The 24,337-nt window shown below is 61.9% G+C and carries 21 protein-coding genes; 14 read left to right on the top strand and 7 right to left on the bottom strand.

Annotated elements, in window-relative coordinates:
- Positions 1 to 29: 29 nt before the first annotated feature.
- Genes AC1D1J_RS15430 through AC1D1J_RS15420 form a run of 3 tightly spaced genes read left to right on the top strand, consistent with a single transcriptional unit; the run spans position 30 to position 5,056 of the window.
- Positions 30 to 1,139: an efflux RND transporter periplasmic adaptor subunit gene (locus AC1D1J_RS15430; protein ID WP_477695153.1), complete on the top strand. Its 1,110-nt coding sequence runs from the start codon at positions 30 to 32 to the stop codon at positions 1,137 to 1,139.
- Entirely contained in the window at positions 1,136 to 4,210 is a 3,075-nt protein-coding gene (locus AC1D1J_RS15425; RefSeq protein WP_477695152.1) for an efflux RND transporter permease subunit, read from the top strand. The genes AC1D1J_RS15430 and AC1D1J_RS15425 overlap by 4 nt, the downstream gene beginning before the upstream one ends.
- 39 nt (positions 4,211 to 4,249) lie before the next feature.
- Positions 4,250 to 5,056 (top strand): oxidoreductase, encoded by an 807-nt coding sequence (locus AC1D1J_RS15420; protein WP_477695151.1) that lies wholly within the window; start codon positions 4,250 to 4,252, stop codon positions 5,054 to 5,056.
- A gap of 48 nt (positions 5,057 to 5,104) precedes the next feature.
- Here AC1D1J_RS15420 and AC1D1J_RS15415 read toward each other — a convergent pair whose 3' ends face one another.
- Positions 5,105 to 5,971, bottom strand: a complete 867-nt coding sequence (locus AC1D1J_RS15415) for an oxidoreductase (protein WP_477695150.1) — start codon at positions 5,969 to 5,971, stop codon at positions 5,105 to 5,107.
- Between the two features lie 143 nt (positions 5,972 to 6,114).
- Here AC1D1J_RS15415 and AC1D1J_RS15410 point away from each other — a divergent pair, with 143 nt between their 5' ends.
- Both AC1D1J_RS15410 and AC1D1J_RS15405 read left to right on the top strand, forming a co-directional pair.
- Positions 6,115 to 7,092 (top strand): LysR family transcriptional regulator, encoded by a 978-nt coding sequence (locus AC1D1J_RS15410; RefSeq protein ID WP_477695149.1) that lies wholly within the window; start codon positions 6,115 to 6,117, stop codon positions 7,090 to 7,092.
- A gap of 181 nt (positions 7,093 to 7,273) precedes the next feature.
- A complete protein-coding gene (locus tag AC1D1J_RS15405) occupies positions 7,274 to 9,676 on the top strand; it encodes a glucose/quinate/shikimate family membrane-bound PQQ-dependent dehydrogenase (RefSeq protein WP_477695148.1) in 2,403 nt (800 codons plus the stop codon).
- Positions 9,677 to 9,752: 76 nt separating this feature from the next.
- Here the strand turns inward: AC1D1J_RS15405 and AC1D1J_RS15400 are convergent, their stop codons facing one another.
- Positions 9,753 to 10,682, bottom strand: coding sequence for a LysR family transcriptional regulator (locus AC1D1J_RS15400; RefSeq protein ID WP_477695147.1), 930 nt, complete (start codon positions 10,680 to 10,682; stop codon positions 9,753 to 9,755).
- A 135-nt stretch (positions 10,683 to 10,817) separates the two neighbouring features.
- On the opposite strand from AC1D1J_RS15400, the gene AC1D1J_RS15395 reads away from it, so the two are divergent.
- Complete coding sequence (locus AC1D1J_RS15395) at positions 10,818 to 11,834, top strand: aldo/keto reductase (protein WP_477695146.1); 1,017 nt, start codon at positions 10,818 to 10,820, stop codon at positions 11,832 to 11,834.
- A 95-nt stretch (positions 11,835 to 11,929) separates the two neighbouring features.
- On the opposite strand, the gene AC1D1J_RS15390 is transcribed toward AC1D1J_RS15395, so the two are convergent.
- Positions 11,930 to 13,108 (bottom strand): NAD(P)/FAD-dependent oxidoreductase, encoded by a 1,179-nt coding sequence (locus tag AC1D1J_RS15390; protein ID WP_477695145.1) that lies wholly within the window; start codon positions 13,106 to 13,108, stop codon positions 11,930 to 11,932.
- A 217-nt stretch (positions 13,109 to 13,325) separates the two neighbouring features.
- Between AC1D1J_RS15390 and AC1D1J_RS15385 the strand changes: the two genes are divergently transcribed.
- On the top strand, positions 13,326 to 13,823 hold the full coding sequence (locus AC1D1J_RS15385; protein ID WP_477695144.1) for a hypothetical protein: 498 nt from the start codon (positions 13,326 to 13,328) through the stop codon (positions 13,821 to 13,823).
- A gap of 211 nt (positions 13,824 to 14,034) precedes the next feature.
- A complete protein-coding gene (locus AC1D1J_RS15380; RefSeq protein ID WP_477695143.1) occupies positions 14,035 to 14,916 on the top strand; it encodes an NmrA family NAD(P)-binding protein in 882 nt (293 codons plus the stop codon).
- Between the two features lie 23 nt (positions 14,917 to 14,939).
- Here AC1D1J_RS15380 and AC1D1J_RS15375 read toward each other — a convergent pair whose 3' ends face one another.
- The gene (locus tag AC1D1J_RS15375) at positions 14,940 to 15,509 is read right to left on the bottom strand and encodes a DUF1439 domain-containing protein (RefSeq protein ID WP_477695142.1); all 570 of its coding nucleotides are present in this window, start codon (positions 15,507 to 15,509) and stop codon (positions 14,940 to 14,942) included.
- 155 nt (positions 15,510 to 15,664) lie between these two features.
- On the opposite strand from AC1D1J_RS15375, the gene AC1D1J_RS15370 reads away from it, so the two are divergent.
- Positions 15,665 to 16,078, top strand: a complete 414-nt coding sequence (locus AC1D1J_RS15370; protein WP_477688142.1) for a hypothetical protein — start codon at positions 15,665 to 15,667, stop codon at positions 16,076 to 16,078.
- A 21-nt stretch (positions 16,079 to 16,099) separates the two neighbouring features.
- Here AC1D1J_RS15370 and AC1D1J_RS15365 read toward each other — a convergent pair whose 3' ends face one another.
- The gene (locus tag AC1D1J_RS15365; RefSeq protein ID WP_431099316.1) at positions 16,100 to 16,351 is read right to left on the bottom strand and encodes a hypothetical protein; all 252 of its coding nucleotides are present in this window, start codon (positions 16,349 to 16,351) and stop codon (positions 16,100 to 16,102) included.
- Between the two features lie 154 nt (positions 16,352 to 16,505).
- Here AC1D1J_RS15365 and AC1D1J_RS15360 point away from each other — a divergent pair, with 154 nt between their 5' ends.
- The 5 genes from AC1D1J_RS15360 to AC1D1J_RS15340 all read left to right on the top strand — a co-directional run bounded on the left by AC1D1J_RS15360 (position 16,506) and on the right by AC1D1J_RS15340 (position 22,309).
- Positions 16,506 to 16,943: a universal stress protein gene (locus AC1D1J_RS15360; RefSeq protein WP_477695141.1), complete on the top strand. Its 438-nt coding sequence runs from the start codon at positions 16,506 to 16,508 to the stop codon at positions 16,941 to 16,943.
- A gap of 99 nt (positions 16,944 to 17,042) precedes the next feature.
- A complete protein-coding gene (locus AC1D1J_RS15355; RefSeq protein ID WP_477695140.1) occupies positions 17,043 to 17,441 on the top strand; it encodes a MerR family transcriptional regulator in 399 nt (132 codons plus the stop codon).
- Between the two features lie 46 nt (positions 17,442 to 17,487).
- Positions 17,488 to 18,486, top strand: coding sequence for an aldo/keto reductase (locus AC1D1J_RS15350; RefSeq protein ID WP_477695139.1), 999 nt, complete (start codon positions 17,488 to 17,490; stop codon positions 18,484 to 18,486).
- Between the two features lie 260 nt (positions 18,487 to 18,746).
- Positions 18,747 to 20,345, top strand: coding sequence for an ABC transporter substrate-binding protein (locus AC1D1J_RS15345; protein WP_477695138.1), 1,599 nt, complete (start codon positions 18,747 to 18,749; stop codon positions 20,343 to 20,345).
- Between the two features lie 92 nt (positions 20,346 to 20,437).
- Positions 20,438 to 22,309 carry a CocE/NonD family hydrolase gene (locus AC1D1J_RS15340; RefSeq protein ID WP_477695137.1) on the top strand — a complete coding sequence of 624 codons (1,872 nt, stop codon included), beginning with the start codon at positions 20,438 to 20,440 and terminating at the stop codon, positions 22,307 to 22,309.
- A gap of 36 nt (positions 22,310 to 22,345) precedes the next feature.
- Here the strand turns inward: AC1D1J_RS15340 and AC1D1J_RS15335 are convergent, their stop codons facing one another.
- The gene (locus AC1D1J_RS15335; RefSeq protein ID WP_477688136.1) at positions 22,346 to 23,119 is read right to left on the bottom strand and encodes an IclR family transcriptional regulator; all 774 of its coding nucleotides are present in this window, start codon (positions 23,117 to 23,119) and stop codon (positions 22,346 to 22,348) included.
- A gap of 41 nt (positions 23,120 to 23,160) precedes the next feature.
- The gene (locus AC1D1J_RS15330) at positions 23,161 to 24,321 is read right to left on the bottom strand and encodes an ABC transporter substrate-binding protein (protein ID WP_477695136.1); all 1,161 of its coding nucleotides are present in this window, start codon (positions 24,319 to 24,321) and stop codon (positions 23,161 to 23,163) included.
- Positions 24,322 to 24,337 lie beyond the last annotated feature (16 nt).

The raw sequence follows: 24,337 nt of genomic DNA, 5'->3' as shown, positions 1-24,337 counted from the left end.
GTCCAATTCACTTCGTCGGTGGGACTTTCATGCTCAGGCGTTACTTCGCTACATCTGCAGTCATTTGTGCATTGCCTCTTGCGTTGGCCGCTTGCGGCGACAAGGCGCAACCGGATCCACGTACCGAGGCGCCTCTGGTACGGGTGGCCACCATTCAGGGCTCGGTTGCTGCGTCTCGCACGTTCACCGGCACCGTAGCGGCGCGGGTACAAAGCGATCTGGGCTTCCGGGTCGCCGGCAAGGTGCTGGAACGCCTTGTGGATACCGGGCAAACCGTCAAGCGCGGGCAGGTGCTCATGCGCATCGATCCCGTCGACCTGAAGCTTGCCGCGCATGCGCAGCAGGAAGCGGTCGCCGCCGCCCGGGCGCGGGCGCAGCAAACGGCGCAGGACGAAGCCCGCTACCAGGACCTGCGTGGAACCGGTGCCATTTCGGCCTCAGCCTATGACCAAGTCAAGGCGGCAGCCGATGCGGCCAAAGCCCAGCTCAGCGCAACCGAGGCCCAGGCCGAAGTCGCCCGAAACGCGAGCCGGTATACGGAGTTGGTGGCAGATGGCGATGGCATCGTCATGGAAACGCTGGTGGAACCCGGCCAGGTCGTCAACGCTGGGCAGGTCGTGGTGCGTGTGGCCCATGCCGGCCGCCGTGAAGCCGTCATTCAGCTCCCGGAAACCTTGCGCCCTGTGGTTGGCTCAACCGGTCTGGCCACGCTCTTCGGCCAGGAAGGCACTGCCGTTCCGGCCAAACTCAGGCAGATCTCGAACTCTGCGGACCGCCTGACGCGCACGTTCGAGGCGCGCTATGTGCTGGATGCAGAGCTGTCCAACGCGCCATTGGGCAGCACGGTCACTGTTCAAATTCCAGATGAAAAATCCACCACGCAAGGCGGCTTTTCGGTACCTATCGGGTCCCTCTCCGACGCAGGCAAGGGGCCGGGCGTCTGGGTCATCCAGGGCGAGCCGGCAAAGGTTTCGTGGCGGGCGGTCAAGGTCCAGCGTCTGGGCGACGACACCGCTCAGATTGCAGGGCAATTCAAGCAGGGTGACCGGATCGTCGCACTCGGCACGCACCTGCTGCGCGAAGGCGAGCAAATTCGCGTGGCGGGCCAGGCGGCTGCAACCGCAAGCGTGCGGCCATGAGCGAAGGCCGTTTCAACCTCTCGGGGCTCGCCGTGCGCGAGCGCTCCGTCACCCTGTTCCTGATCTGCCTGATCTCGCTGGCCGGGCTTATTGCATTCTTCAAGCTGGGCCGGGCCGAGGACCCGTCCTTTACCGTCAAGGTGATGACGATCATCACAGCCTGGCCCGGAGCAACCCCACAGGAAATGCAAGACCAGGTCGCCGAGAAACTTGAAAAGCGGCTGCAGGAACTGCGTTGGTACGACCGCACCGAGACCTATACCCGACCGGGCCTGGCCTTCACGACCTTGACCCTGCTCGACAGCACACCACCCTCGGAAGTACAGGAGCAGTTCTACCAGGCCCGCAAGAAGGTCGGAGACGAAACCGGCAACCTTCCGCCCGGTGTCATTGGGCCGATGATCAACGACGAATATGCGGACGTCACCTTTGCCCTGTTCGCGCTCAAGGCCAAAGGCGAGCCGCAGCGCTTGCTGGTGCGCGATGCGGAGACGCTGCGCCAGCGGTTGCTGCACGTGCCGGGTGTCAAGAAGGTCAACATCGTTGGTGAGCAGCCCGAACGGATTTATGTCGAGTTCTCACACGAACGCCTGGCGACACTGGGCATTGGCCCGCAGGAAGTGTTCGCCGCACTCAATAGCCAGAACGCCCTGACGCCGGCCGGCTCCGTGGAGACCAAGGGGCCGCAAGTGTTCATTCGCCTGGATGGTGCTTTGGATGAGTTGCAAAAAATCCGCGATACGCCGGTCGTGGCGCAAGGCCGCACGTTAAAACTGTCGGACATCGCCACAGTCAAGCGTGGCTATGAAGACCCGGCGACTTTCATGATTCGCAATGGCGGCGAACCCGCCCTGTTGCTGGGCATCATCATGCGTGACGGCTGGAATGGACTCGACCTGGGCAAGGCGATCGATAAAGAGGTCGGCGCGATCAATGCCGATATGCCGCAGGGTATGAGTCTTGCCAAGGTCACAGACCAGGCCGTCAACATCAGCTCGGCGGTCGATGAGTTCATGGTCAAGTTCTTCGTCGCGTTGCTGGTGGTTATGTTGGTGTGTTTTGTCAGCATGGGCTGGCGGGTCGGTATCGTGGTCGCCGCGGCCGTGCCGCTGACGCTGGCGGCGGTCTTTGTGGTGATGGCCGCGACCGGCAAGAATTTCGACCGCATCACCTTGGGTTCCCTGATCCTGGGGCTGGGCTTGCTGGTCGACGACGCCATCATCGCCATCGAAATGATGGTGGTCAAGATGGAGGAAGGCTATAGCCGCATCGCAGCCTCCGCCTATGCCTGGAGCCACACTGCCGCGCCCATGCTTTCGGGCACGCTGGTCACGGCCGTCGGTTTCATGCCGAACGGTTTCGCCCGATCGACTGCAGGGGAATACACCAGCAATATGTTCTGGATCGTCGGCATTGCGCTGATCGCGTCATGGGTGGTTGCCGTGGTCTTTACACCCTATCTTGGCGTCAAGCTGCTGCCTGAACTTAAAAAGATCGAGGGCGGCCACGACGCGCTCTACGACACGCCGCGGTACAACCGCTTCCGCCAAATACTGGCGCGCGTCATCGCTCGCAAGTGGCTGGTCGCCGTTGCAGTGGTGGGTCTTTTTGTGGTTTCCGTGTTGGGGATGGCCGTGGTCAAGAAGCAATTCTTCCCCATCTCCGACCGCCCCGAAGTGCTGGTCGAGGTGCAGATGCCGTACGGCACCTCCATCACCCAGACCAGCGCCAGCACGGCGACGGTGGAAGCCTGGTTGGCCAGGCAGCCGGAAGCGAAGATCGTCACGGCCTACATCGGCCAGGGCGCGCCGCGCTTTTACCTGGCCATGGGCCCGGAACTGCCCGACCCCTCATTTGCCAAGATCGTGGTGCGCACCGACAACCAGGATGAGCGCGAGGTGTTGAAAATGCGGCTGCGCGAGGCGATTGCCGGTGGCCTCGCCCCTGGGGCGCGCGTGCGTGTCACCCAGCTCGTGTTTGGTCCTTACTCGCCGTATCCGGTCGCCTACCGGATCACGGGGCCAGACCCGGACAAGCTGCGCGAGATCGCGGCCGAAGTGCAGCAGGTCATGCATGGCAGCCCGATGATGCGTACCGTCAACAATGATTGGGGAACGCGCACACCCGCGCTGCACTTTACCTTGCAGCAAGATCGATTGCAGGCCGTGGGTTTGACCTCCAGCGCCGTGGCGCAACAACTGCAGTTCCTGCTGAGCGGTGTTCCACTGACCGCCGTGCGTGAGGACATTCGCACCGTGCAGGTCACAGCCCGCTCGGCCGGCGCCATCCGCCTTGACCCAGCCAGGATCGCAGACTTCACACTGACCGGCGTCAACGGGCAACGCATACCGCTGTCGCAGTTGGGCAAGGTCGACGTGCGCGCGGAGGAACCGGTCATGCGCCGACGTGACCGCATGCCGACGATCACCGTTCGGGGTGATATTGCCGAAGGCATGCAGCCACCGGACGTGTCAGCAGCCATCAGCCAGCAGGTTCAGCCCATCATGGACAAGCTGCCGGGCGGCTACCGCATTGAGGAAGCCGGCGCCATCGAAGAATCAGGCAAGGCGATGACGGCGATGTTGCCGCTGTTCCCGATCATGCTGGCAATCACCCTGCTCATCATCATCTTCCAGACACGCTCGATCTCGGCGATGGTCATGGTCTTCCTGACCAGCCCGCTGGGGCTGATCGGTGTAGTGCCTACCTTGATTCTGTTCCGGCAACCGTTCGGCATCAATGCGTTGGTCGGGTTGATTGCGCTCTCGGGCATCCTGATGCGCAACACGCTGATCCTGATTGGCCAGATACGCCATAACGAACAGGAGGGACTGGATCCGTTCCGCGCAGTTGTTGAGGCCACCGTGCAACGCGCCCGGCCGGTGGTCCTGACCGCATTGGCGGCGATCCTGGCCTTCATTCCGCTGACCCATTCGGTGTTCTGGGGCACCCTCGCTTACACGCTGATCGGTGGCACCTTCGCCGGGACGGTGCTGACGCTGGTGTTCCTGCCGGCCATGTATTCCATCTGGTTCAAGATCCGCCCGGCGCCAGAAGCGGATCCGCGCTGATTTGCGCTCCTTCCCCATTTGCGTATCGAAAGATCTGCCATGCCGAACTCCATCGTTGTTGTTGTTACCGGGGTGTCATCAGGCATCGGGCGTGTTACCGCAGAAAAGTTCGCGAAGCTGGGATGCCGGGTGTTTGGCACCGTGCGCAGCATCGCCAAAGCGATACCTCTGCCCGGTGTCGAACTTGTCGAAATGGATGTTCGCGACGAAGCTTCCGTTCAACGCGCAATCCAGTCCATCATCGACCAGGCCGGCTGTGTCGACGTGCTGGTCAACAACGCGGGAATGAACATGATCGGCGCGGTGGAGGAAACCACCATCAGCGAGGCTGCATCCTTGTTCGACACCAACGTGTTTGGCATATTGCGCACCACACAGGCGGTACTTCCACACATGCGCGCACAGCGTTACGGCAGGATCGTCAATATCAGCTCCGTGCTCGGTTTTCTTCCGGCTCCGTACATGGGGCTTTACTCCGCCTCCAAGCATGCGGTGGAAGGGCTGTCCGAAACCCTGGATCATGAGGTGCGCCAGTTCGGCATCCGCGTGTCGCTGGTTGAGCCATCCCACACCAGGACCAACCTGGAAGCCAGCTCGCCTCAGGCAAAGGCAAAAATCGCGGACTATGAACGTGAGCGCGACATTGTCTCGCGCACGCTAGCCGCGAGCGTCAATGGCGCACCCGAACCCTCGGAGGTGGCAAACACCATCGTCGAAGCGGCGCTTGGCTGCTGGCATATGCGCCGCACGCCACCCGGACGGGCGTCCCTCCTTAGTAAATTGCGTCGCTTCATGCCTGCAGGCTCTATCGATGCAAGCCTGAGAAAAACGTTCGGCCTGAGCTAAACAGGGCACTGAAGAAATCAAACCCTTCTCCTGCCTGAGCAACGCAGCTTAGGCGGCCAGCTCTTCCCGCGTGTAATCCGTCGAAGCCGACAGCGCCTTCCATGTCTTCACCTCAGCCTCCACAAACGCATGCTTGTCTGCAATCACTTTCAGCGTGTCGGTGCCCATCGGCAGGCGCAGCGGTGGGGTGTCGGCCTCCACCAACTTCAGCATCGCTTGCGCCAGGCGCAGCGGGTCGCCCGCCTGGTTGTGGTTGATCTCTTTGGCAGTTTCGCGCACCCTGCCCGCGCTTTGGGCGTAGTCGTCCAGGATACGTGGCGACACTGCCAGCGAGGCGTTGTCCAGGAAGTCGGTGCGGAAGTAACCCGGCTCCACGCTGGTGACGTGAATGCCCAGCGGCGCCAGTTCGCCATGCAGTGCTTCGGTCAGGCCTTCCACCGCAAACTTGGTCGAGCAGTACACGCCAAACCCCGGGCCGGACTGGTAACCACCCAGCGACGAGATGTTGATGACGTGGCCGCTGCGGCGTGCACGCATGGCCGGCAGCACAGCGCGTGTCACGTTCAGCAGGCCGAACACATTGGTTTCGTACAGGCGCCGCACCTCGTCGCCGGTGGCTTCTTCCACCGCGCCCAGCAGGCCGTAGCCGGCGTTGTTGACCAGCACATCGATGCGGCCAAAACGTGCCAATGCGGCCTGCACGGCAGCCGCCGCCTGTGCCTCGTCGGTCACATCCAGCGGCAACGCCAGCAGCGCAGCGCTCGCGGGAAATCTTTTTTGCACTGAGGCGGCGTCGCGCGAAGTCGCCACTACCGCGTCGCCGTGCGCCAGCGCCGCTTCGGCAATGCGCGAGCCAATGCCCCGCGCCGCGCCGGTGATCATCCAGATACGTTTGAAGTCAGTCTTTGCATTCATGGTCTTGCCCCTTAAAAAATGTTGCTGAGGAGGGCAATGTAGGTTTTCGATTGCGTGCTGAATAGATGGCAATCGGTGAGTTCATAATCAAGCTAATCATGACAATGAGGGGCTTGCTCCCCGTAAAACCGCCAGGAGCCGCCATGGCCTTCAATGAATTGCGCGCTGTTTCCACCTTCGTCAAAGCTGCTGAACTCGGTAGCTTGCGCCAGGCCGCTGCCGCACAGGCCATCACACCGCAAGCCGCCAGCCAGGCGCTGGTCCAGCTTGAGCAGCACCTGGGCGTGCGCCTCTTTCACCGCACCACGCGCAGCCTGAGCCTCACCGAAGAGGGCGAGCAGTTCCTGCAGGCCGCGCAGCCCGGCCTTTCGACACTGCAGCGGGCGTTGCAGGGCGCGCGCCGCACCCGCGAAGAAATCGCCGGGCCGCTGCGCATCGTCGCGCCGCGTTCCATCATGCTGGAGGTGTTGTGGCCCGTGCTCGAGGAATACTGCCGCCGCTATCCGCAGGTGGATCCCGACATCCAGATGGACGACCGCATCGGCAACTGGGTGGAAGACCGCGTCGACGTCGGCTTTCGCGCCGGTGCGCCGCCCGCGGGCGGCATCATCTCGCGCCGCATCCTGCCGCTGCAGCTGGTGGTGTGCGCGTCACCCGCCTACATCGCGCAGCATGGCGCGCCCCAGACCATCGAAGACCTGGCCGGGCACCGCTGCACGGGCTTTCACCACACGGGCACCGGCAAGACCATGCCCTGGGAGTTCAAGGTGGGTGAAGAAGTGGTGGCCCGTACCGTCGCCGCGTCCTTCCTCACCAATGACGTGGACCTTGAAGCCCGCGCTGTCGTGGCCGGCCAGGCCATCGGCCAGCTGATCGGCGCCACCGCTGCGCCGTTGGTGCGCGCCGGCCGGTTGGTGCCGCTGTTGACGCAGCATGTCACCGAGCATCTCGGCCTCTATGTCTACTACGGCAGCCGCAATGCGCAGCCTGCCCGTGCGCGGGCCTTCATCGACCTGGCGGTGGAACGGCTGGTTGGCAACACGCAGTTCTACCTGGAGCCGCATGAATTGCGCCCGCATGCTATCGCGCGAAAAACGCGCCGCACCCGCGCGGCCGGCTGACCCGGCTGTCGCGGCATCAACGTCGCGCAGACATCTCTTTCTGTATCTTTCTTATCCATCGGTTTGCGCGCGGCCGTTTTCTTGGCGTCGCCTACAGCTGCGTTAGCTCATGGCTGACGCGCGGCGGGCCGATGTGGGAATAGATTGGGAGCCTGTACGGACGCATCAGGAAGAATAAAAAGTGTCAGCTATCCCGCGCCTTCGCTCCGCCTTTTTCACCGGCCTGGTGCTCGTGCTGATCGGAGGGGTGCTGGCCTTGCCGGGCATCTGGCTGGTGGTGCTGGGAGGCTCCTGGTATTACCTGGTGGCCGGCCTGGCTTTTGTATTGACGGGCGTACTGTTGATCCAGTACGGACCGATAGCGTTGTGGACCTACGCGCTCCTGCTGGTGGGCACGCTCGCATGGGCGTTGTCGGAAGGCGGGCTTGACTGGTGGCCGCTGGCTGCGCGGGGGGGTGTGCCATTTCTCATTGGCCTCTTTCTGCTGACCCCCATGCTTGCCCGTGCCATGCAGGCCGAAGTGCCGGGCCAATCCGGCGTGCGCGCCGGCCAGTGGGCGCTGGGTGCCGCGCTGGCGCTCTTCTTCATCGCCTCGGTGGCGACCTGGCTGCATGATGCCAACCGCGTGACGGGTATGTTGCCGCTGCCGCCCACCGGCGCATCGGCCGCGCGACCGACTGATGCCGTGCCCGCCGGCGAATGGCATGCCTACGGGCGTACCGGCCAGGGGCAGCGGTATTCGCCGCTGAGCCAGATCACCCCCGACAACGTGGAAAACCTGGGAATGGCGTGGCAGTACCGCACCGGTGACATGCGTGGCCAGCCTGGCGACCCGGCAGAAACCACCTTCGAGGTGACCCCGCTGAAAGTGGGCAACCGGCTTTTCCTGTGCACGCCGCATCAGTCCGTCATTGCGCTCGATGCCACCACCGGCGCGGAAGCTTGGCGTTTTAATCCCGAGATACAGAACAAGCTCGCGCTGCAGCACCTGACCTGCCGCGGCCTGTCTTACCAGCCCCCTGCCGCTGCGACTAGGGCAGCTGCCGCTACGTCCACCGACTGCCCGGCCAAACTGTTCATGCCCACGGCAGACGGCCGCGTGATTGCCCTGAACCCCGACACCGGAAAGGTCTGCGCCTCTTTCGGCGGCGGCAAAGGGCAGATCGATCTCTGGGCCGGCATGCCCAACGTCAAGCCCGGCGCCTACTACTCCACCTCACCGGTGGTGGTGACAGCCAAGCTCATCATCGTGGGCGGCACGGTGCTCGACAACGTTTCCACCAAAGAGCAGTCCGGCGTGATCCGCGCCTATGACATCGACACCGGCGCGCTGGTCTGGAACTGGGACTCCGGCAAGCCGGACGCCACCGCTCCGCTCGCGGCGGGGCAAACCTACACCGCCAATTCGCCCAACAGCTGGTCCGTTTCCAGCGTCGACGAAGCGTTGGGCATGGTCTATGTGCCGCTGGGCAACCAGCCGCCCGACCAGTGGGGCGGCCAGCGCAGCCCCGCGGTGGAAACGTATTCGTCGTCCGTCGTCGCGCTGGACCTGGCCACCGGCAAGGTGCGCTGGAACTTCCAGACCGTGCACCACGACTTGTGGGATTACGACGTGCCGGCCCAGCCCAGCCTGGTAGACCTTACCGTGGGCGGCAACCGGGTGCCCGCACTGGTCCAGCCCACCAAGCAGGGCGAGATCTTTGTGCTTGACCGCCGCACCGGCACGCCGCTTTTGCCTGTTGTGGAAACAGCGGCACCGCAGGGAGCCGCGCAGGGCGACCGCACCGCGTCCACCCAGCCGAACTCGGCGCTGTCGTTCAACCCGCCGCCGCTGACGGAGCGCGACATGTGGGGCGCCACCCTGTTCGACCAGCTCTATTGCCGCATTGCTTTTCACCGGCTGCGTTATGAGGGCCGCTTCACGCCGCCTTCCACGCAAGGCTCACTGATCTATCCTGGCAATTTCGGCGTGTTCAACTGGGGCGGCGTGGCGGTGGACCCGGAGCGGCAGATGGTCTTCGCCACGCCGACCTACCTGGCCTTTGTCTCCAAACTCGTGCCCCGCACCGACGACACCAGCCTCCTGGTGCAGGGCAAGGAGCGGCCCGAAGGCAGCCTGCCCTCGCTCAATGAAAATTTCGGCGCGCCGTTCGCCGTCAAGCTGAGCGCATTTGTCTCGCCGCTGGGCATTCCATGCCAGGCGCCGCCCTGGGGCTATGTGGCGGGCGCCGACCTGACGACGGGTGCGATTGCCTGGCAGCATAAAAACGGCACTGTGCGCGACCTGGCCCCCGTGCCCCTGCCTTTTCGCATGGGTGTGCCCAATCTGGGTGGGCCGCTGACCACGGCGGGCGGCGTCGCCTTCCTGTCCGGTACGCTCGACTACTACGTGCGTGCCTACGACGTGAACACCGGCAAGGAAATCTGGAAGAGCCGCCTGCCCGCCGGCGGCCAAGCCACCCCCATGACCTACACCGGCGCCGATGGCCGGCAATACCTGCTGGTGGTGGCCGGCGGCCATGGGTCACTGGGCACCAAGGCGGGCGATTATGTCAGGGCGTACGTGCTTCCGGCGGGCAGCTGACGGCGGAGTTTGTAAACAAATCCGGCCTCCAGGGCAATAACAACGGGCGCAAGCAGCTATCAAAAAGATAGCGACTTCACGAATACAACTTCGCCCCCGCCGCAAACTCGGCCTTGAACACCTCGGCCACCCAGTCGGCAAAGGCACGCACCTTGGCCGTCAGGTGGCGGTTGCGCGGGTACAGCACCATCATCGGCAGCGCTTCGGGCTGCCAGTCGGGCAACACGCGCACCAGTTCGCCGCTGGCAAGCAGCGCGCAGGTACGGCGTGTCAGCGGCGGCTGCGACAAACCCAGCCCGGCCAGCACCGCACCCATGTGGCTGTCGGCGTCGTTGCAGCTCACCCAGTGCGGGCGGTGAATTTGCCGCACGTCACCGTCCCTGGAAAACTCGAACGGAAACACCCGCCCCGTCTTGGCGGAATGAAAGTTCACAAAGCGGTGCTGCTCCAGGTCTTCCAGGGTCTGCGGTGTGCCGTACTGCGCCAGGTAAGAAGGCGCGGCGCAGGTCACCACCGCCAGCCGGCCCAGCGGCCGCGCCACCAGCGTCTCGTCGTGCACCAGACCGCCGCGAATCACGCAGTCCACGCCTTCAGCCACCAGGTCCACCGGCCTGTCGGTACTACCCAGTTCCAGCACCATGTCGGGGTAGCGTTTGAAAAATTCCGGCAGCGCCGGCGATATCACGTGGCGGCCCACCGCCGCCGGCACATCCACGCGCAGCCGCCCGGCCGGCGTGGCTACTGCGCGGCGCAGTGTGCCTTCCAGCTCGCCCATGTCCTGCACCATGGCTTGTGCGCGCTGGTGGTACAGCGCGCCGTCGTCCGTCAGGCTCAGCGTGCGCGTGGTGCGGTTCAGCAGGCGCACCCCCAGGTGTGCTTCAAGTTCCTGCACCACCGTCGTCACTCTGGCTTTGGGCATGTGCAGCGCGGTGGCTGCCGCGGTAAAGCTGCCCAGGTCCACCACGCGTGTGAAGACTTCCATCGCCTTGTAGCGATCAACGCTCATGATTTCGCCCTTATTGTTCTTTAAATGGATAACAGTTATTTCAATTAAAGGCAGTTTATTCTTTTTATTCAAACCAATACAGTTCATTCACCTGCCCATCCATGCATTGATTCACTTTTTATGAAAAGGCTCCCCATGACCACCAACATCCTGTCTTCCACCCGCCTGGGCTTTCGCGGCCCGCAATCCGTCTCGGCCATTGGCCTGGGCGCCATGGGCATGTCGGGCATGTACGGCGCCCACGACGAGGCGCAAAGCATCGCCACCATCCATGCCGCGCTCGACGCAGGCGTCAACCTCATCGACACCGGCGACTTTTACGGCATGGGCCACAACGAGATGCTGATCGGCCGGGCGCTGAAAGGCCGGCGCGATGAAGCGCTGATTTCCGTCAAGTTCGGCGCGCTGCGCGACCCGTCTGCCGGCTGGATCGGCATGGACGGCCGGCCCGAAGCGGTGAAGAACTTCCTGGCCTACACGTTGCAGCGCCTGGGCACCGACCACATCGACATCTACCGCATCGCGCGGCTCGACCCGAACGTGCCGATCGAAGAGACCATAGGCGCGATGGCCGACATGGTGAAAGCCGGTTACGTGCGCCACATCGGCCTCAGCGAAGTCGGCGTGCAGACCATCCGCAAGGCGCACGCCGTGCACCCCATCAGCGATTTGCAGATTGAATATTCGCTGGTCAGCCGCGGGCCCGAGGCAGAAATCTTCCCCGTGCTCAAGCAATTGGGCATAGGCGTCACGCCCTACGGCGTGCTCTCGCGCGGTTTGCTGTCGGGCTCCAAACCCACGGGGCCTGGTGACTTCCGCGCCCACCTGCCGCGCTTTACCGGCGACAACGCGGTGAAGAACCAGCAGCTCGTTGATGTATTGCACCAGCTGGCCACCGGCATGGGCGCCACAGCATCACAGATAGCGATTGCCTGGGTCATCGCACGCGGCAAGGCCCTGGGTGTCGACATGGTGGCGCTGGTCGGTTCCCGCAAGCCGGGCCAGCTTGATGAAGCGCTGGGCGCGTTGAAACTTCAGCTCAGCGCCGAAGACCTGCAGCGCATTGAAGCCGCGCTGCCCGCCGACGCGGTGGCCGGCACACGCTACGACGCCTACCAGATGGGCCACCTGGACAGCGAGAAGCAGGCGTAAATTTATGCGAAAACGGCCTGCAACCCTTGCAGGACGAGCGCAAGCAGCTATTAATTCAGGAGCAACCGCCGGCGTGAAAACGAGAGACGTGAAACTTAAATCACGTTCTTTTCTACCAACGCACGCCCTTCCACCAGCCGCTGCGCCGCCAGCGGCGACAAGTCCAGGCTGGTGTAGCCGCCTTCGGCAATCCACTCCGCGAGGCCGCGCCCCACCGCCGGCGACTGCTGCAGCCCGTGCCCGCTGAAGCCATTGGCCAGCAGCAGATTCGGCAAGGCCGGGTGCGGGCCCAGCAGCGCGTTGTGGTCGTGCGTGTTGTATTCGTAGTAGCCGGCCCAGGCGCGTTGCATGCGCACGGCCTCAAAGCCTGGCACGCGGTTGGCCAGTGTCAGCCAGGCTTCATCAAAGAGGTCGTAGTCCACATCCAGCGGCGCATCGTTGTGGTCTTGTGCCGGCGGCAGGCCGCAAATCCAGATGTCGCCTTCGGGCCGAAACCACAAACCGCTCGGGTCAATCACCAGCGGGCAGTCAGGCGTCTTCGCGGGGCTGGCAAATGCATACACACAGCGCTTGCGCCCATACACCGGCAAGTCAAGGCCCGTGCCGGCCAGCAGCGGCCGCGCCCATGCACCTGCCGCATTCACAGCCCAGTCGCACGGCAGCTGCGCGCCGCCCTGCAGCATCACGGCGCTCACGCGGCCGTTGCTGTGCGCGAAGGCCGTGGCCTCGGCCTTCACATACTGCACACCCAGGCTGCGCGCTTTTTGCTTGAAGGCCATCAGCAAACCATAGCCGTCAAACCAGCCTTCGCCCGAAAGGCCGAGCGACGCCAGCGCCAGGTCGTCCACCTGCAGCCACGCAAAGCGCTGCTGCAGCTCGGCAGGTGTCATCAGCATCACATCCACACCGGCTGCGCGCTGTGTCGCATGATTCTCTTGCAGCGTGGCCGCGCCGGCTTCAGTGGCAAGGTACAAATAGCCGCGCTCGGTCAAACCAATATCAGGCACATCACCATCGACTGCCAGGTGCTGTTGGATGTTGCGTAAAAAATCAATGCCGAACTGCGACACCGCAATGTTCACGGGCTGTGAAAACTGCTGGCGTATCGAGCTGGCCGACAATGCCGAAGAGGCTTGCGTATAGGTCGGGTCACGCTCGACGACAGTGATGCTCCCATCGAAACGCGGATGCATCGCCAGAAAGTAGGCGATGGCGCTGCCGATCACGCCACCGCCGACGATGACGATCTTTTGTGCGGATGTTGCGAGGTTCATGCTGGTGCTTCATTCATTACACGGTGGAAGCGCCACATCCTACAGGCCAGCCCGAAACGGGGCGCTATTGTCGCCATACAGCGACAAGCGATGTAAGGCGCAGGTGTGTTGTGCAACGGTGTGTATGCCCGGTCAACAGTGCCGCACCCCATCCCGTTGAACATGGGCTACGTGATAACAATAATTTCCATCATCCATTCATTCAAAGGACTCTCTCATGAACAAATTGCTCGCTACTCTTATTGCTACCCTCTTCGTTGGCATTGCTTCTGCACAAACGCCGGCACCTGTCGAATCGTCCACGCAAACCGCTCCGGTTGCCGGCAAGGCTGAAGCCAAGGCCGACAAGTCTGTGGCAGCCGCCGTGAAAAGCGAAGCCAAGGTTGACGCCAAGGCCGATGCCAAAGTGGTGAAGGCTGAAGAGAAAGCCGCGGCGAAAACCGCGAAGGCAGATGCCAAGGCCGCTAAAGCCAAGGTCAAGGCCGAAGCCAAGGTTGAGAAGGCAGATGCTGACGACAAAGCCAAGGCCACCACCAAAGCTGAAAAGGCCACCACCAAGGCAGATGCCAAAGCAGCCGGCGTTGCCATCGATGCCAATGCCAAGGTTGATACCGTGAAGGCCAAAGCCGCCGCCGACAAGGCCAACGCTGCTGTCGACACCAGTGCAGTCAAGGCAGAAGCCAAGACCGACGTCAAGGCAGCCGGCACCAAGTAAGCGGCAACGCGGGCCATATACCCGCTGACACCCGCTGATCCAAAAAGACAGGCTGAGGCCTGTCTTTTTTTGCCTGTCTCCTTGTGACCGCACGCGTCGCAGCCCTTCCTTGTCCCTTGTCAGCGCATTCCGACTTTCCAGGGCTCCAGTGGCTGTCACTGGGGAGTCTCGCCTGCCTCGAGCATGGAACTTTTGACACCAGGAGATTCCCATGCATATCATTCTTGGCGGAACAGGCCATGTCGGCTCGGCGCTGGTCAAACGCCTTATCAGCGCGGGCGAGCCCGTCACCCTCATCACACACGACCCCAAAAAATCCGGCCGGGTCGGCAAGGCAAAAAACGACGTGCCCCAACGGGCGAAGGTCGCGCTGGCCGACGTTCACGACGTGCCCGCGCTGCGCAAGGTGTTCCAGCAGGGCACACGCCTCTTTCTGCTCAACCCGTCCGCCGACCCGACAACCGACACCGATGCCGAAGAGCGCGCCACGGTCAAATCCATCATCGAAGCACTGCAAGGCACGCAGCTCGAGAAAATCGTGGCCGAGTCCACCTATGGCGCGCAGCCCGTCCAGCGCGCAGGCGACTTGGGCATCCTTTACGACATGGAAAAAGCCCTGGAGGCACAAGCTGTGCCCTTCAGCGTGATACGCGCGGCCTACTACATGAGCAATTGGGATGCAGCACTGAAGACCGCGCAGGAAGAAGGCGTGATCGACTCCATGTATCCCGTGGACTTCAAGCTGCCCATGGTGGCGCCGCAAGACCTGGGCGAGCTCGCCGCCCGGCTGATGACGGAGCCCGCCGGTAAAACCGGTATCTTTTATGCCGAAGGCCCTGAGAAATACAGCCCTGGCGATGTGGCCGCAGCCTTTTCAGAAGCGCTGGACAAACCGGTCTCGGTGCGCGTTACGCCGCGCGAGAAGTGGGTAGAGGGCTTCAAGGCCATGGGCTTTTCGCCTGCTGCGGCCCAGTCCTATGCGGCCATGACAGAACTGACGCGGGACCATCCCTACACCGCCGATACGCCCGTGCGCGGCCGCACTACGCTGCGCGCGTATGTGCGGGCGCTGGTGGACAGGCAGGGTAGCTAGCGCATCCAAGCCGGCAGGTGGGCTCAGCTCAGCGGTTTGCTCACAAACTCAATCACCAGCCCTCGCGCCGTCACGGTGATGCGGTCGGGCTGCACGCCCATGCTGTTGGGTAGTGCCAGGTCCTGCGGATTGAGTGAATGCAGCACGACGCCCTGCAGCGCCTGCTCGGCCAGCTGCGGGCCATAGCCTGACACCAGCATCGACGCCTGCGGGGGCAGGCCCTCAAACTGCAAGGTGTTCACGCGCGGCTGGTGCGCGCGTATCGTCATGTCGCTGGCTTCGTAGCGCAGCGCAAAGTCCAGGTCAAAGGTGCCGGGGTAGGCGCGCTGCAATGCCGGGCCGGCGGCTTCCACCGCCATGGCGGCGCCCAGCCGGTTCTGTTCGGGCAGCAGGCGCAACTGCGGCGCCTGCACGGTCATGTCCAGCAGGCCGTTGGCGCGTTTGCGCACGGGAAAGCGTTTGGCCACCGCGTCCTGCAGCTGGGCCATGCTGACGGTGTAGCTGGGCTGGGCCTGTGCGCCCGGCAGGGTGAAATACACAGCCCCACCCAGGCAGAGCCGTGCGGTGGTGGCAAGAAGCAGCCTTCGTTTCATTCATTGTCCTTTCAGCCCAGGAATAGTGCGCCTGGTCTTCCGCCGCACATGTCATTCAAAAGCCCGTATCAGGGTCAGCGTTCAACCGATGAAGGTTAAGCTGCCTGCAACAGCGGGGCGCGGTTTGATATTCCTGTATGGTCGGCCTGATGCGAATGCTTTTGACCTTCCTGCTGTTTCCGGCCGCCACGCTGGCGACGGCGCAACCCACCAAGGGCGAGCAGGATGCGCTGGCCCTGGCGATCAGGTCGCAGCGTGTCCTCAATGAATACGCCATCGGGGCCATGGAGCCGGAGGCCATGAAGTACGCCCAGCGGCTGCGCCTGACCCAGGCAGCGCTGGACGGGCAGCGCAAGCAGTGGCCTGCGGCCAAGGAAGGGCCTGATCCATTTGATCAATTCCGGCCTTGCAAAAATGCGCTTGAAACAGCGTCTTACCTTGCTGGGCTTTCGGGCAAGAAGGCCGTCAGTGCGCTCGACGACAAGGTGTTTCATGCCGGGAAAGACAAGCTGCAGAAGCTTCGCGCCGAGTGCGATGCGCTCATCAAGCGCGCCAACGCAGAGCGGTAAGCCGCCTGTGGTTGAGTCGCCTTAGCGGCCCACCACCGACCAGCCGGCCTTCTGGTTGGTCTTGTCGTTCTCATACTCCCACGCCGTACCGCAGCGGTCGCACTTGTAGCGGGTGATGGTGATCAGCCCATGGCGACGGGTTTCATGGCGGGGGTCGCCCTGCACCAGTTCCGGGTGGCCCGGCGCCTTGCGCCAGTTGCGCTGTATGCCGGCGCAGGAGTCGCACAACTCCATTTTCTTGAGTTCACTGGCGCGGTTGGGGTCTTGGGTCATGGGCTGCTTTGGAATCGGTTGTTGACCCCGATTGTCGCCGGTGCGGGGCTGCGCAAAATGAGGCGACCCTGTTGGCGCTGGGGCGATCATTTGACCGGCTCAGACAGCAGGCCTATTCTTGAATTGCCCAGTCACTTCATTCGGGAGATACATCATGTACAAGCGAATTTTGCTGGCTTACGACGGCTCCCAATCGGGCCAAAAAGCGCTGCTGGACTGCCGCGAGATCGCGCAGTGGAGCGGGGCGGCATTGACGCTGATTGCCATCACCCCCCTGCAGCGGCAGGTGGTCGCCGCTGAAGGCGTGATCTATGAACAAAGCGTCGCCGACCAGGACAGGGAAAGGTACCAGGGCATCCTCAACGACGGCTTGCGCCAGTTGCTGGAGTCAGGCCATGAGGCTGGGGGCGAGGTGCTGTACGGCGAAACCGTCGATGAAATTGCGAGGTACGCCAAACAGATAGACGCCGACCTGATTGTGGTCGGTCACAAGCACCTCGAAGGCTGGGCCGCGCGCTGGTGGCGCGGCTCGGTATCCAAATCGCTGATCGCGCAGGCGCCCTGTAGTGTGCTGGTGGTGATTACCCGCTGAGGCAAGGCGCGGGTCCGGTCCACCCCAATCGGCCGGTCAACAAAAGGGTTTCCAAAGAGGGCTTGACTTAGAGCGCGCTCGAAGTTTTACAGTCCCCACATGACTAACGCTCCCACCGTCTCTTTAAGCATCGCCGAAGCCGCGGAAGCCTCAGGCCTCAGCGCCTACACCCTGCGCTACTACGAGCAGATCGGCCTCATCGCCCCCATAGGCCGGCGCAGCGGCGCGCGGCGCTACAGCGACGCCGACATGCGCTGGCTCGACTTCCTGGTGCGCTTGCGCGCCACCGGCATGTCGATGCGCGACATGCAGCGCTATGCCCAGCTGCTGCGCATAGGCAACTCCTCCGCCGCCAGCCTGGCCGAGCGTCAGGCCCTGCTGGAAGGCCATGCCGAGCGCCTGGAAGCCGAGATACGCGCCCAGCGCGAAACCCTGGCCTACATCCGCAAAAAAATCCGTCTCTATGAAGAGATGCGCGCCGAACCCAAGCGGGCCTGAACACCCACTCGCCATTTCACACACACCCTCCAAAGGAATAAACACCATGATCAAAACCCGCACCCTCGGCCGTAACGGTCCTTCCGTCTCCGCCATCGGCCTCGGCTGCATGGGCATGAGCGAGTTCTACAGTAACCGCGACGACGCCGAATCCATCGCCACGATTCACCATGCCCTGGACCGCGGCCTCAACTTTCTCGACACCTCGGACATCTATGGCCCGCACACCAACGAGCTGCTGATCGGCAAGGCCATCGCCGGCCGCCGCAAAGACATTTTTATCGCCACCAAGTTCGGCATCACACGCGACCCGGCCAACGAAGCGACACGTGGCGTGAACGGCCGGCCCGAGTACGTCAAGGCCAGCTGCGACGCCAGCCTCAAGCGTTTGGGCATCGACCAGATCGACCTGTATTACCAGCACCGCGTCGACAAGACCGTGCCCATTGAAGACACCGTGGGCGCCATGGCAGAGCTCGTGAAGGCCGGCAAGGTGCGCTACCTGGGCCTGTCTGAAGCGTCGGCCGCCACGGTTGCCCGCGCCTGCAAGGTGCACCCCATCGCCGCGCTGCAAAGCGAATATTCGTTGTGGACGCGCGACCCCGAAGTCACCGGCACGCTCGCCGCCTGCCGCGAGCACGGCGTGAGCCTTGTCGCGTATTCACCGTTGGGCCGCGGCTTTCTCACGGGCGCCTTCAGCAAGCCCGAAGACCTGCCCGCCGACGACTACCGCCGCAAGTTCTCGCCCCGCTTTGCCGAAGAAAACTTCAAGCGCAACCTGGCACTGGTCGATGCCGTCAAGCAGCTGGCCGCAGCCAAAGGCGTAACCGCGTCACAAATCGCGCTGGCCTGGGTGCTGGCGCAGGGCAATGACATCATTCCCATCCCCGGCACCAAGCGCCGCAGCTACCTCGACCAGAATATCGCCGCACTCGACGTCACGCTGAGCCCGGCCGAGCTGGTCCAGCTCGACAAGGCCTTCCCGCCCGACGCCGCCGCAGGCCTGCGGTATCCCGCGTCATTTCTGGGTACGGTCAATGCGTGACGCCGGCTGACATTCCTTACGTGGGGCAAGCCAGCGGGCTCCACCTGCGCTGAGCCCGGGCCGTAGAGTTCTATTCCGTGAAGCGTCCCGGTTCTGTGTTCCCTCTGGTCAAAAGTCCCTCGCCGCCTGATGATTCTGTAAGGCCGGTGCAGCGAGAATCCCGGGGTTGTTGTATCGTACAACAATACGATGTATCATTCAACGATACATTTGTATTTGCCTTGCTGTAAAGGCCTGGCCTAACTTCATGGAGCTTCAGAATGGGAATCGCACTAACTTGTCCCCGCCGGTTGCTGGCGGCTGCTGTGGCTGTGACGCTTTCGGGTATGACGTCAGCTGCCGATTTACGGATCGGGTTCAAGGCCGAAGTCACTTCTGCCGATCCCCACGTTCTGGGTGCCGCAAATCGTGGCGTCTGGATGAACGTCTACGACTCGCTGATTGGCCAGGATGAAAAGCTGCATCCCATTCCTCTGCTGGCCTTGTCCTGGAAAGCGATCGACGAAAAACAATGGGAATTCAAGTTGCGCCCCGGCGTCAAATTTCACAACGGCGAACCGATGACGGCCAACGACGTGAAGTTCTCGCTGGACAGGGCCAGGGCGCTGGCCGGCCCGCGAACATTCAAGACGTATTTGAGAGCGGTCGACAGCGTTCGGGTCCAGGATCCGCTGACAGTCATCATCAAGACGAAGGAAGCCGCGCCCACTCTGCCTGAAAACGTAGGTCTAGTGGCCATTCTTTCGAAAGGAAGCGGGGCGGAGATCAAGGAGGAAGACTTCGAGAACGGCAAGGCGGCGGTGGGCACCGGTCCCTTCAAGTACGCAGGACTCATTCCAAGCCAGCAAGTGACCATGACACGCAATGACGCGTACTGGGGCTCAAAACCGGCCTGGTCAAAAGTGATTTACCAATTCATACCGAAAGAACCGGCGAGAGCGGCGGCAATGCTGGGCGGAAGTGTCGATGTCATTGATGGCGCTGCCGGTAGCTTGAGCGAGACCTTGAAGAAAAGCGACAAGGTGTCGGTGGTCTCTACGACCTCCTATCTACTCAACTACCTGTCCATGGATCAATTTCGGACGGTTTCGCCTTATGTCACCAGCCATGACGGGAAACCGCTGGCCAAGAACCCGTTCCAGGACAAAAGAGTCCGCCAGGCCATCACAGTGGCCATTAACAGGGACGCCATTAACAAGTTCGTCATGAAAGGCGATGCGGAACCAGCGATGCAGATCGTTCCCGCCGGCTTTTTTGGGTACGAGCCCGCACTGAAGCTTCAGCCCGGGGACACGGCGCGGGCCAAAGCCTTGCTGACCGAGGCAGGCTACCCCTCCGGATTCAAGGTGGTTCTGCACTGCACCAATGACCGGTACCTCAACGACGCACGGGTCTGCGAAGCCATTGCCCAGATGTTGACCCAGGCGGGGATAAAAACCGACGCAAGGACGCTCCCCTACGCGAACTTTGTTACCCGGGCGACAAGCGGCGGAGCTGGTGGCGAGCCTGAATTCAGCCTGGCCATGTTTGGCATTGGTGCGGTTCTCGGTGATTCGCTGGAGCCTTCCACCGCCGTTGTCCATACCTTTGACAAGGCCCTGGGGACCGGAGCCAACAACTATGGCCGGTACAGCAACAAGGAGTTTGACGCGGCGATCCGCTCTGCGTCAAAAACATTGAGTGAAAAGGAACGCGAAGAGTTGCTGCGAACGGCCGCAAGGGTTGCCGCGGAGGACGTTGCCATCGTGCCGGTGCATAACGCGAAGGTGGCGTGGGGGTTGCGCAAAGGCCTGAGCATGGTCCCGCGAAGTGACGGGTTCACGGTGGCGAGTGCCATCAAGGACGCAGCTTCGAAGTAAAACAGATCAACGAATAGGGGTGAGGTGAGGGGGTCACCGGTGCTGGTGTCAGCACCGGTGGCGCTCCAATCCGAGCCGAACCAGGGTAATCAATGAAAGACTCGACGTTCAGCAATCTTGCTGTGGTGATTGAACGCAATGTGATGGTGCCGATGAGGGACGGCGTGAGGCTCTCGACCGATATATATCGCCCGAGACAAGAGGCGGGAGAAGATCCGAAACCACTCCCGGTCATCATGGAACGCACTCCCTATGGGAAGCACCTTGAAAGCCGCACCGAACGCGAACCAGGGAGCACGCGCCCCATGTCGCGTGAAGAGGTGGCAACGTATTTTGTCGCCCAGGGCTATATCGTCGTGTACCAGGATTGCCGCGGCAGATATGGGTCCGAAGGCACATTCACGAAATACCTGAGCGAAGCCAACGACGGCCACGACACATGTGACTGGATCGTGCGCCAACCCTGGTCCGACGGCAGGATTGGAACCAAGGGCCTTTCCTATGCGGCACATACGCAAATGGCCCTGGCGTCTACCGGCGCACCCGGCTTGCTGGCCATGTATGTCGACTCCGGGGGGTTTTCAAATGGCTATCAAAGCGGCATCCGGCAGGGGGGGGCATATGAGTTGAAGCAGGCCGCGTGGGCCGTTCTCTTCGCATCGAGCATTGCCCAGCGATCGGAAAATACGGCCGTCGCCAGCACCTTGAAGAATATCGACGTCGACGACTGGTTCAGAAGAATGCCATGGCGCCGTGGAAACTCACCGCTTTCGGAAGCACCGGAATATGAAGAGTTTCTCTTCGATCAATGGGAGCGTGGTACGTTCGATGCGTACTGGAAGCAGCCCGGAATTTATGCGGAGGGGTTCTACCATCACCTCAAGAATGTGGCGACAGTCCATATGTCTTCCTGGTATGACGTCTATACGCGCACCGCAGCCGAAAATTACGGCAGCCTCAAGAAAATCGGCGCTCCGGTAAAGCTCGTCTTTGGTCCGTGGGTGCACGGAAACCGGTGGTTGACCTATTCGGGCGATGTGGATTTCGGCGAGAAATCCACTTTTGGCCATCACGTTGCCACAAGCTTTCTTGAGGCAAGGCTCAAATGGTTTGACCACTGGCTGAAAGGCCTTCCGGCCGCTGAAGACAACGCCAACGTGAGGCTGTTCGTGATGGGCGGCGGCTCCGGCAGAAAAAACAGCGAGGGGCGTCTTGACCACGGCGGAACCTGGCGCTCCGAGCAGGACTGGCCGATTCCGGATACGCAGTGGAAGCCCTACCATCTTCACGTTGATCGTTCGCTGTCCCCCTCTCTTCCCGAGAGGCATCACGGTGCGCTGGCGTATCGGTTCGACCCCAAAAATCCGGTTCCTACCTTGGGCGGCAGCGTGGTTTCACGTCCGCCCGGAATACTGGCCGGTGCATTTGACCAGACGACCGATGAGCGCTTCTTTGGTTGCGCAGAACCGTTTTACCCGCTGACCGACCGTGAAGATGTGCTTGCCTTTTCAACCGAACCGCTGGTGGAGGATGTTGAGATTACAGGGCCGGTGGTGGCGAACTTGTGGATATCTTCTGACTGCCCGGACACGGACTTCACCATCAAGCTGGTCGATGTGTATCCGCAAAGCGAAGACTACCCAAAGGGTTTCGCCATGAACCTCACTGACGGGATTCTGCGGGTGAGATACAGGGACTCATGGGAGCGCCCGGAGCTGATGACGCCGGGAACGGTGTACCCCATCCGCATCGAGGCGTTTCCGACAAGCAACCTTTTCAAGGCAGGGCATCGCATCCGGGTGGACATTTCGAGCAGCAACTTTCCGCACTTTGACGTCAACCCGAACACCGGGGATCCCGAGGCGCAGGCGACGACGAGCAGAACGGCGCTCAACAAGGTGTACATGAACAGCCAGCATCCATCGCATGTGGTGCTTCCCGTGATCCCGAAGCGTTCTCAATAATGGTGGCTGCAGCGCGCCCCACCAGGTGCGCCGCCGCTAATCGGCAGAGGCGTCGGAGCGGCGATATCCGAGCTCAACCGAAAGGTCGTAGGCAGCCGCGCACAGCGGCTTGGCCAGCTTCTCCAGCCCTTTGGCCGTGATGCGGCTTGAAGGAATGGAGATGGCCATTGCGGCGATGACTTTTGAGGTGCCGTCGCGCACCGGTGCCGCCACGGAAAGCACCTCATTCGTGATTTCGCCCAAGGAAGTGGCGTAACCCTGCTTGCGGATCTTGATCAGCTCCTCGTTCCATTTGGCGCGTTGAACGATGGTGTTGGGCGTGAACTTCTGAAAGTCCTGCGCGAAAAATTCGCTCAGAAACTCTGCGGGGGCATAGGCCAGCAGGACTTTGCCCGAAGCACCGCCATGAAGAGGCCGCCTCATGCCGACGGACCCATGGATACGCACATCATGGGTAGAGTCCCATCGGGCCACAGAGACGGATTCAAAACCGTCACGGACACGGATCTGGACAATCTCGTTGAATTTGCTGGCCAACTGCTGAAGATACTTGCTGGCCTGCCTGACCAGGCTGACCTGCTCGTCGGCAGCCAACCCCACAAGCAACGCGTTGTAGCCGAGATGGTAGGTCGCAGCATCACCCGATCGCTGCACAAAACCGCGCCGCTCCAGCGTGCTCAAAAGGCGGAACGCCCTGGCTTTGGTAATTTCAGATCTTTTGGAAAGCTCGGTCACACCCAGGCCGGGGTTCTGGGCTACAAGCATCAATAAGCCGAGTGCTTCATCTACCGACGCTACGTTATAGTCCATTGCCTTCTTGCCGCTGGCTTGCTTCAACGGGTATGTTTGAGTTAGCGAAGCATTCTACCGTCAGGGCCTAGTACGACTACGTCGACATAAGTCGAGCCCGAGTGATTTGTCGGGGAAAAGTTGACGGAGAATCCGCCGAGATTTAGATCCCTCAATGACTCCAGGGATCGCTTCAGCTTTGCGGAAGTGGGATTCGGTCCGGCGCGTTTCAGGCCTTCGGCCAGTACCCTGGCCGCAATGTAGCCTTCGGTCACCGCCAGATTTAAATCAGATCCTGGTGCGCCAAATTTCTTGTGGTCCTCCTGCATTTCCCTGATGAGCGTGGAGGTCTTGCTGGACGGATCGGGCACCACCAGCGCTATCCCCAGGCCGTATGCGGCCTGCTTGCCGATTCTTTTCACAACGGCGGCACCGTCGGTGACCGAAAGCGCGACGACAAACGCCGAACTTCCACCTTGACGAAAATTCCTGTAGAACTCGGCGGTCGCAGCACTCGTCGCCACTGAAATAACCGCGTCGGGTTTGGCCTTGAGAATCGTTTCGACCGCTTCGCTGACATTGGTCGTGCCGTATTCGTAGCTCGCACTACCGGAGAGTTGAAGGTTCTTCCCCTTGATCGCGCGCTGCGCCCGGTCGTAACCTTCAACGCCAAACGGGCTCTTCTCGTAGAGAATCGCGATGCGCTTGTGCCCGATGATGCTCATGTGGGACACAATCTTTTGCACCTCCTGGGCATAGTTGGCGCGTGTGTGAAAAATCCAGGGGTTCACCGGTTGATGAAGCGAGACAGCGCCCGTTCGTGGCCCGACCAAAGGGATGCCGGCCGCAGCCAGCACCTTTTCCTGAACCAGCGCTTCAACAGGCGCAGTTCCGGAAAATCCGATCAATGCAACAGGCTTTTCTTCCTGGATGATTTCCCGTGTTTTTTCCACTGAGTCCGGCCCGTCCGGTCCCCGGTCTCTGGTGACAAGTTTCAGCTTCGCCCCGTTAACACCACCCCGGTCGTTGACGACATCAAAATACAGTTGCACGCCCACCTTCACCTGGCTTGCCGCGGAATTCGGGTCCTTAAGCTGGCCGATCTGGCCTATCACGATGTCTTGCGGAGCGGATGAGGCAACGACACAAACTGTTCCCAGAATGACTGTACTGATCCAATGTTTAAGTGACATACCCATGCTTTCCAAAATGATGGCGCCCATCCAGGGCGTTCCTGCT

It is taken from the genome of Polaromonas sp. P1_F8, from assembly GCF_056405635.1.
This window is presented reverse-complemented; position numbering and strand designations above follow the sequence as displayed.

Coding starts and splice junctions, on each gene's coding strand:
- AC1D1J_RS15430 (WP_477695153.1), top strand. CDS start 30: ATGCTCAGGCGTTACTTCGCTACATCTGCAGTCATTTGTGCATTGCCT.
- AC1D1J_RS15425 (WP_477695152.1), top strand. CDS start 1,136: ATGAGCGAAGGCCGTTTCAACCTCTCGGGGCTCGCCGTGCGCGAGCGC.
- AC1D1J_RS15420 (WP_477695151.1), top strand. CDS start 4,250: ATGCCGAACTCCATCGTTGTTGTTGTTACCGGGGTGTCATCAGGCATC.
- AC1D1J_RS15415 (WP_477695150.1), bottom strand. CDS start 5,971: ATGAATGCAAAGACTGACTTCAAACGTATCTGGATGATCACCGGCGCG.
- AC1D1J_RS15410 (WP_477695149.1), top strand. CDS start 6,115: ATGGCCTTCAATGAATTGCGCGCTGTTTCCACCTTCGTCAAAGCTGCT.
- AC1D1J_RS15400 (WP_477695147.1), bottom strand. CDS start 10,682: ATGAGCGTTGATCGCTACAAGGCGATGGAAGTCTTCACACGCGTGGTG.
- AC1D1J_RS15395 (WP_477695146.1), top strand. CDS start 10,818: ATGACCACCAACATCCTGTCTTCCACCCGCCTGGGCTTTCGCGGCCCG.
- AC1D1J_RS15390 (WP_477695145.1), bottom strand. CDS start 13,108: ATGAACCTCGCAACATCCGCACAAAAGATCGTCATCGTCGGCGGTGGC.
- AC1D1J_RS15385 (WP_477695144.1), top strand. CDS start 13,326: ATGAACAAATTGCTCGCTACTCTTATTGCTACCCTCTTCGTTGGCATT.
- AC1D1J_RS15380 (WP_477695143.1), top strand. CDS start 14,035: ATGCATATCATTCTTGGCGGAACAGGCCATGTCGGCTCGGCGCTGGTC.
- AC1D1J_RS15375 (WP_477695142.1), bottom strand. CDS start 15,509: ATGAAACGAAGGCTGCTTCTTGCCACCACCGCACGGCTCTGCCTGGGT.
- AC1D1J_RS15370 (WP_477688142.1), top strand. CDS start 15,665: ATGCTTTTGACCTTCCTGCTGTTTCCGGCCGCCACGCTGGCGACGGCG.
- AC1D1J_RS15365 (WP_431099316.1), bottom strand. CDS start 16,351: ATGACCCAAGACCCCAACCGCGCCAGTGAACTCAAGAAAATGGAGTTG.
- AC1D1J_RS15360 (WP_477695141.1), top strand. CDS start 16,506: ATGTACAAGCGAATTTTGCTGGCTTACGACGGCTCCCAATCGGGCCAA.
- AC1D1J_RS15355 (WP_477695140.1), top strand. CDS start 17,043: ATGACTAACGCTCCCACCGTCTCTTTAAGCATCGCCGAAGCCGCGGAA.
- AC1D1J_RS15350 (WP_477695139.1), top strand. CDS start 17,488: ATGATCAAAACCCGCACCCTCGGCCGTAACGGTCCTTCCGTCTCCGCC.
- AC1D1J_RS15345 (WP_477695138.1), top strand. CDS start 18,747: ATGGGAATCGCACTAACTTGTCCCCGCCGGTTGCTGGCGGCTGCTGTG.
- AC1D1J_RS15340 (WP_477695137.1), top strand. CDS start 20,438: ATGAAAGACTCGACGTTCAGCAATCTTGCTGTGGTGATTGAACGCAAT.
- AC1D1J_RS15335 (WP_477688136.1), bottom strand. CDS start 23,119: ATGGACTATAACGTAGCGTCGGTAGATGAAGCACTCGGCTTATTGATG.
- AC1D1J_RS15330 (WP_477695136.1), bottom strand. CDS start 24,321: ATGGGCGCCATCATTTTGGAAAGCATGGGTATGTCACTTAAACATTGG.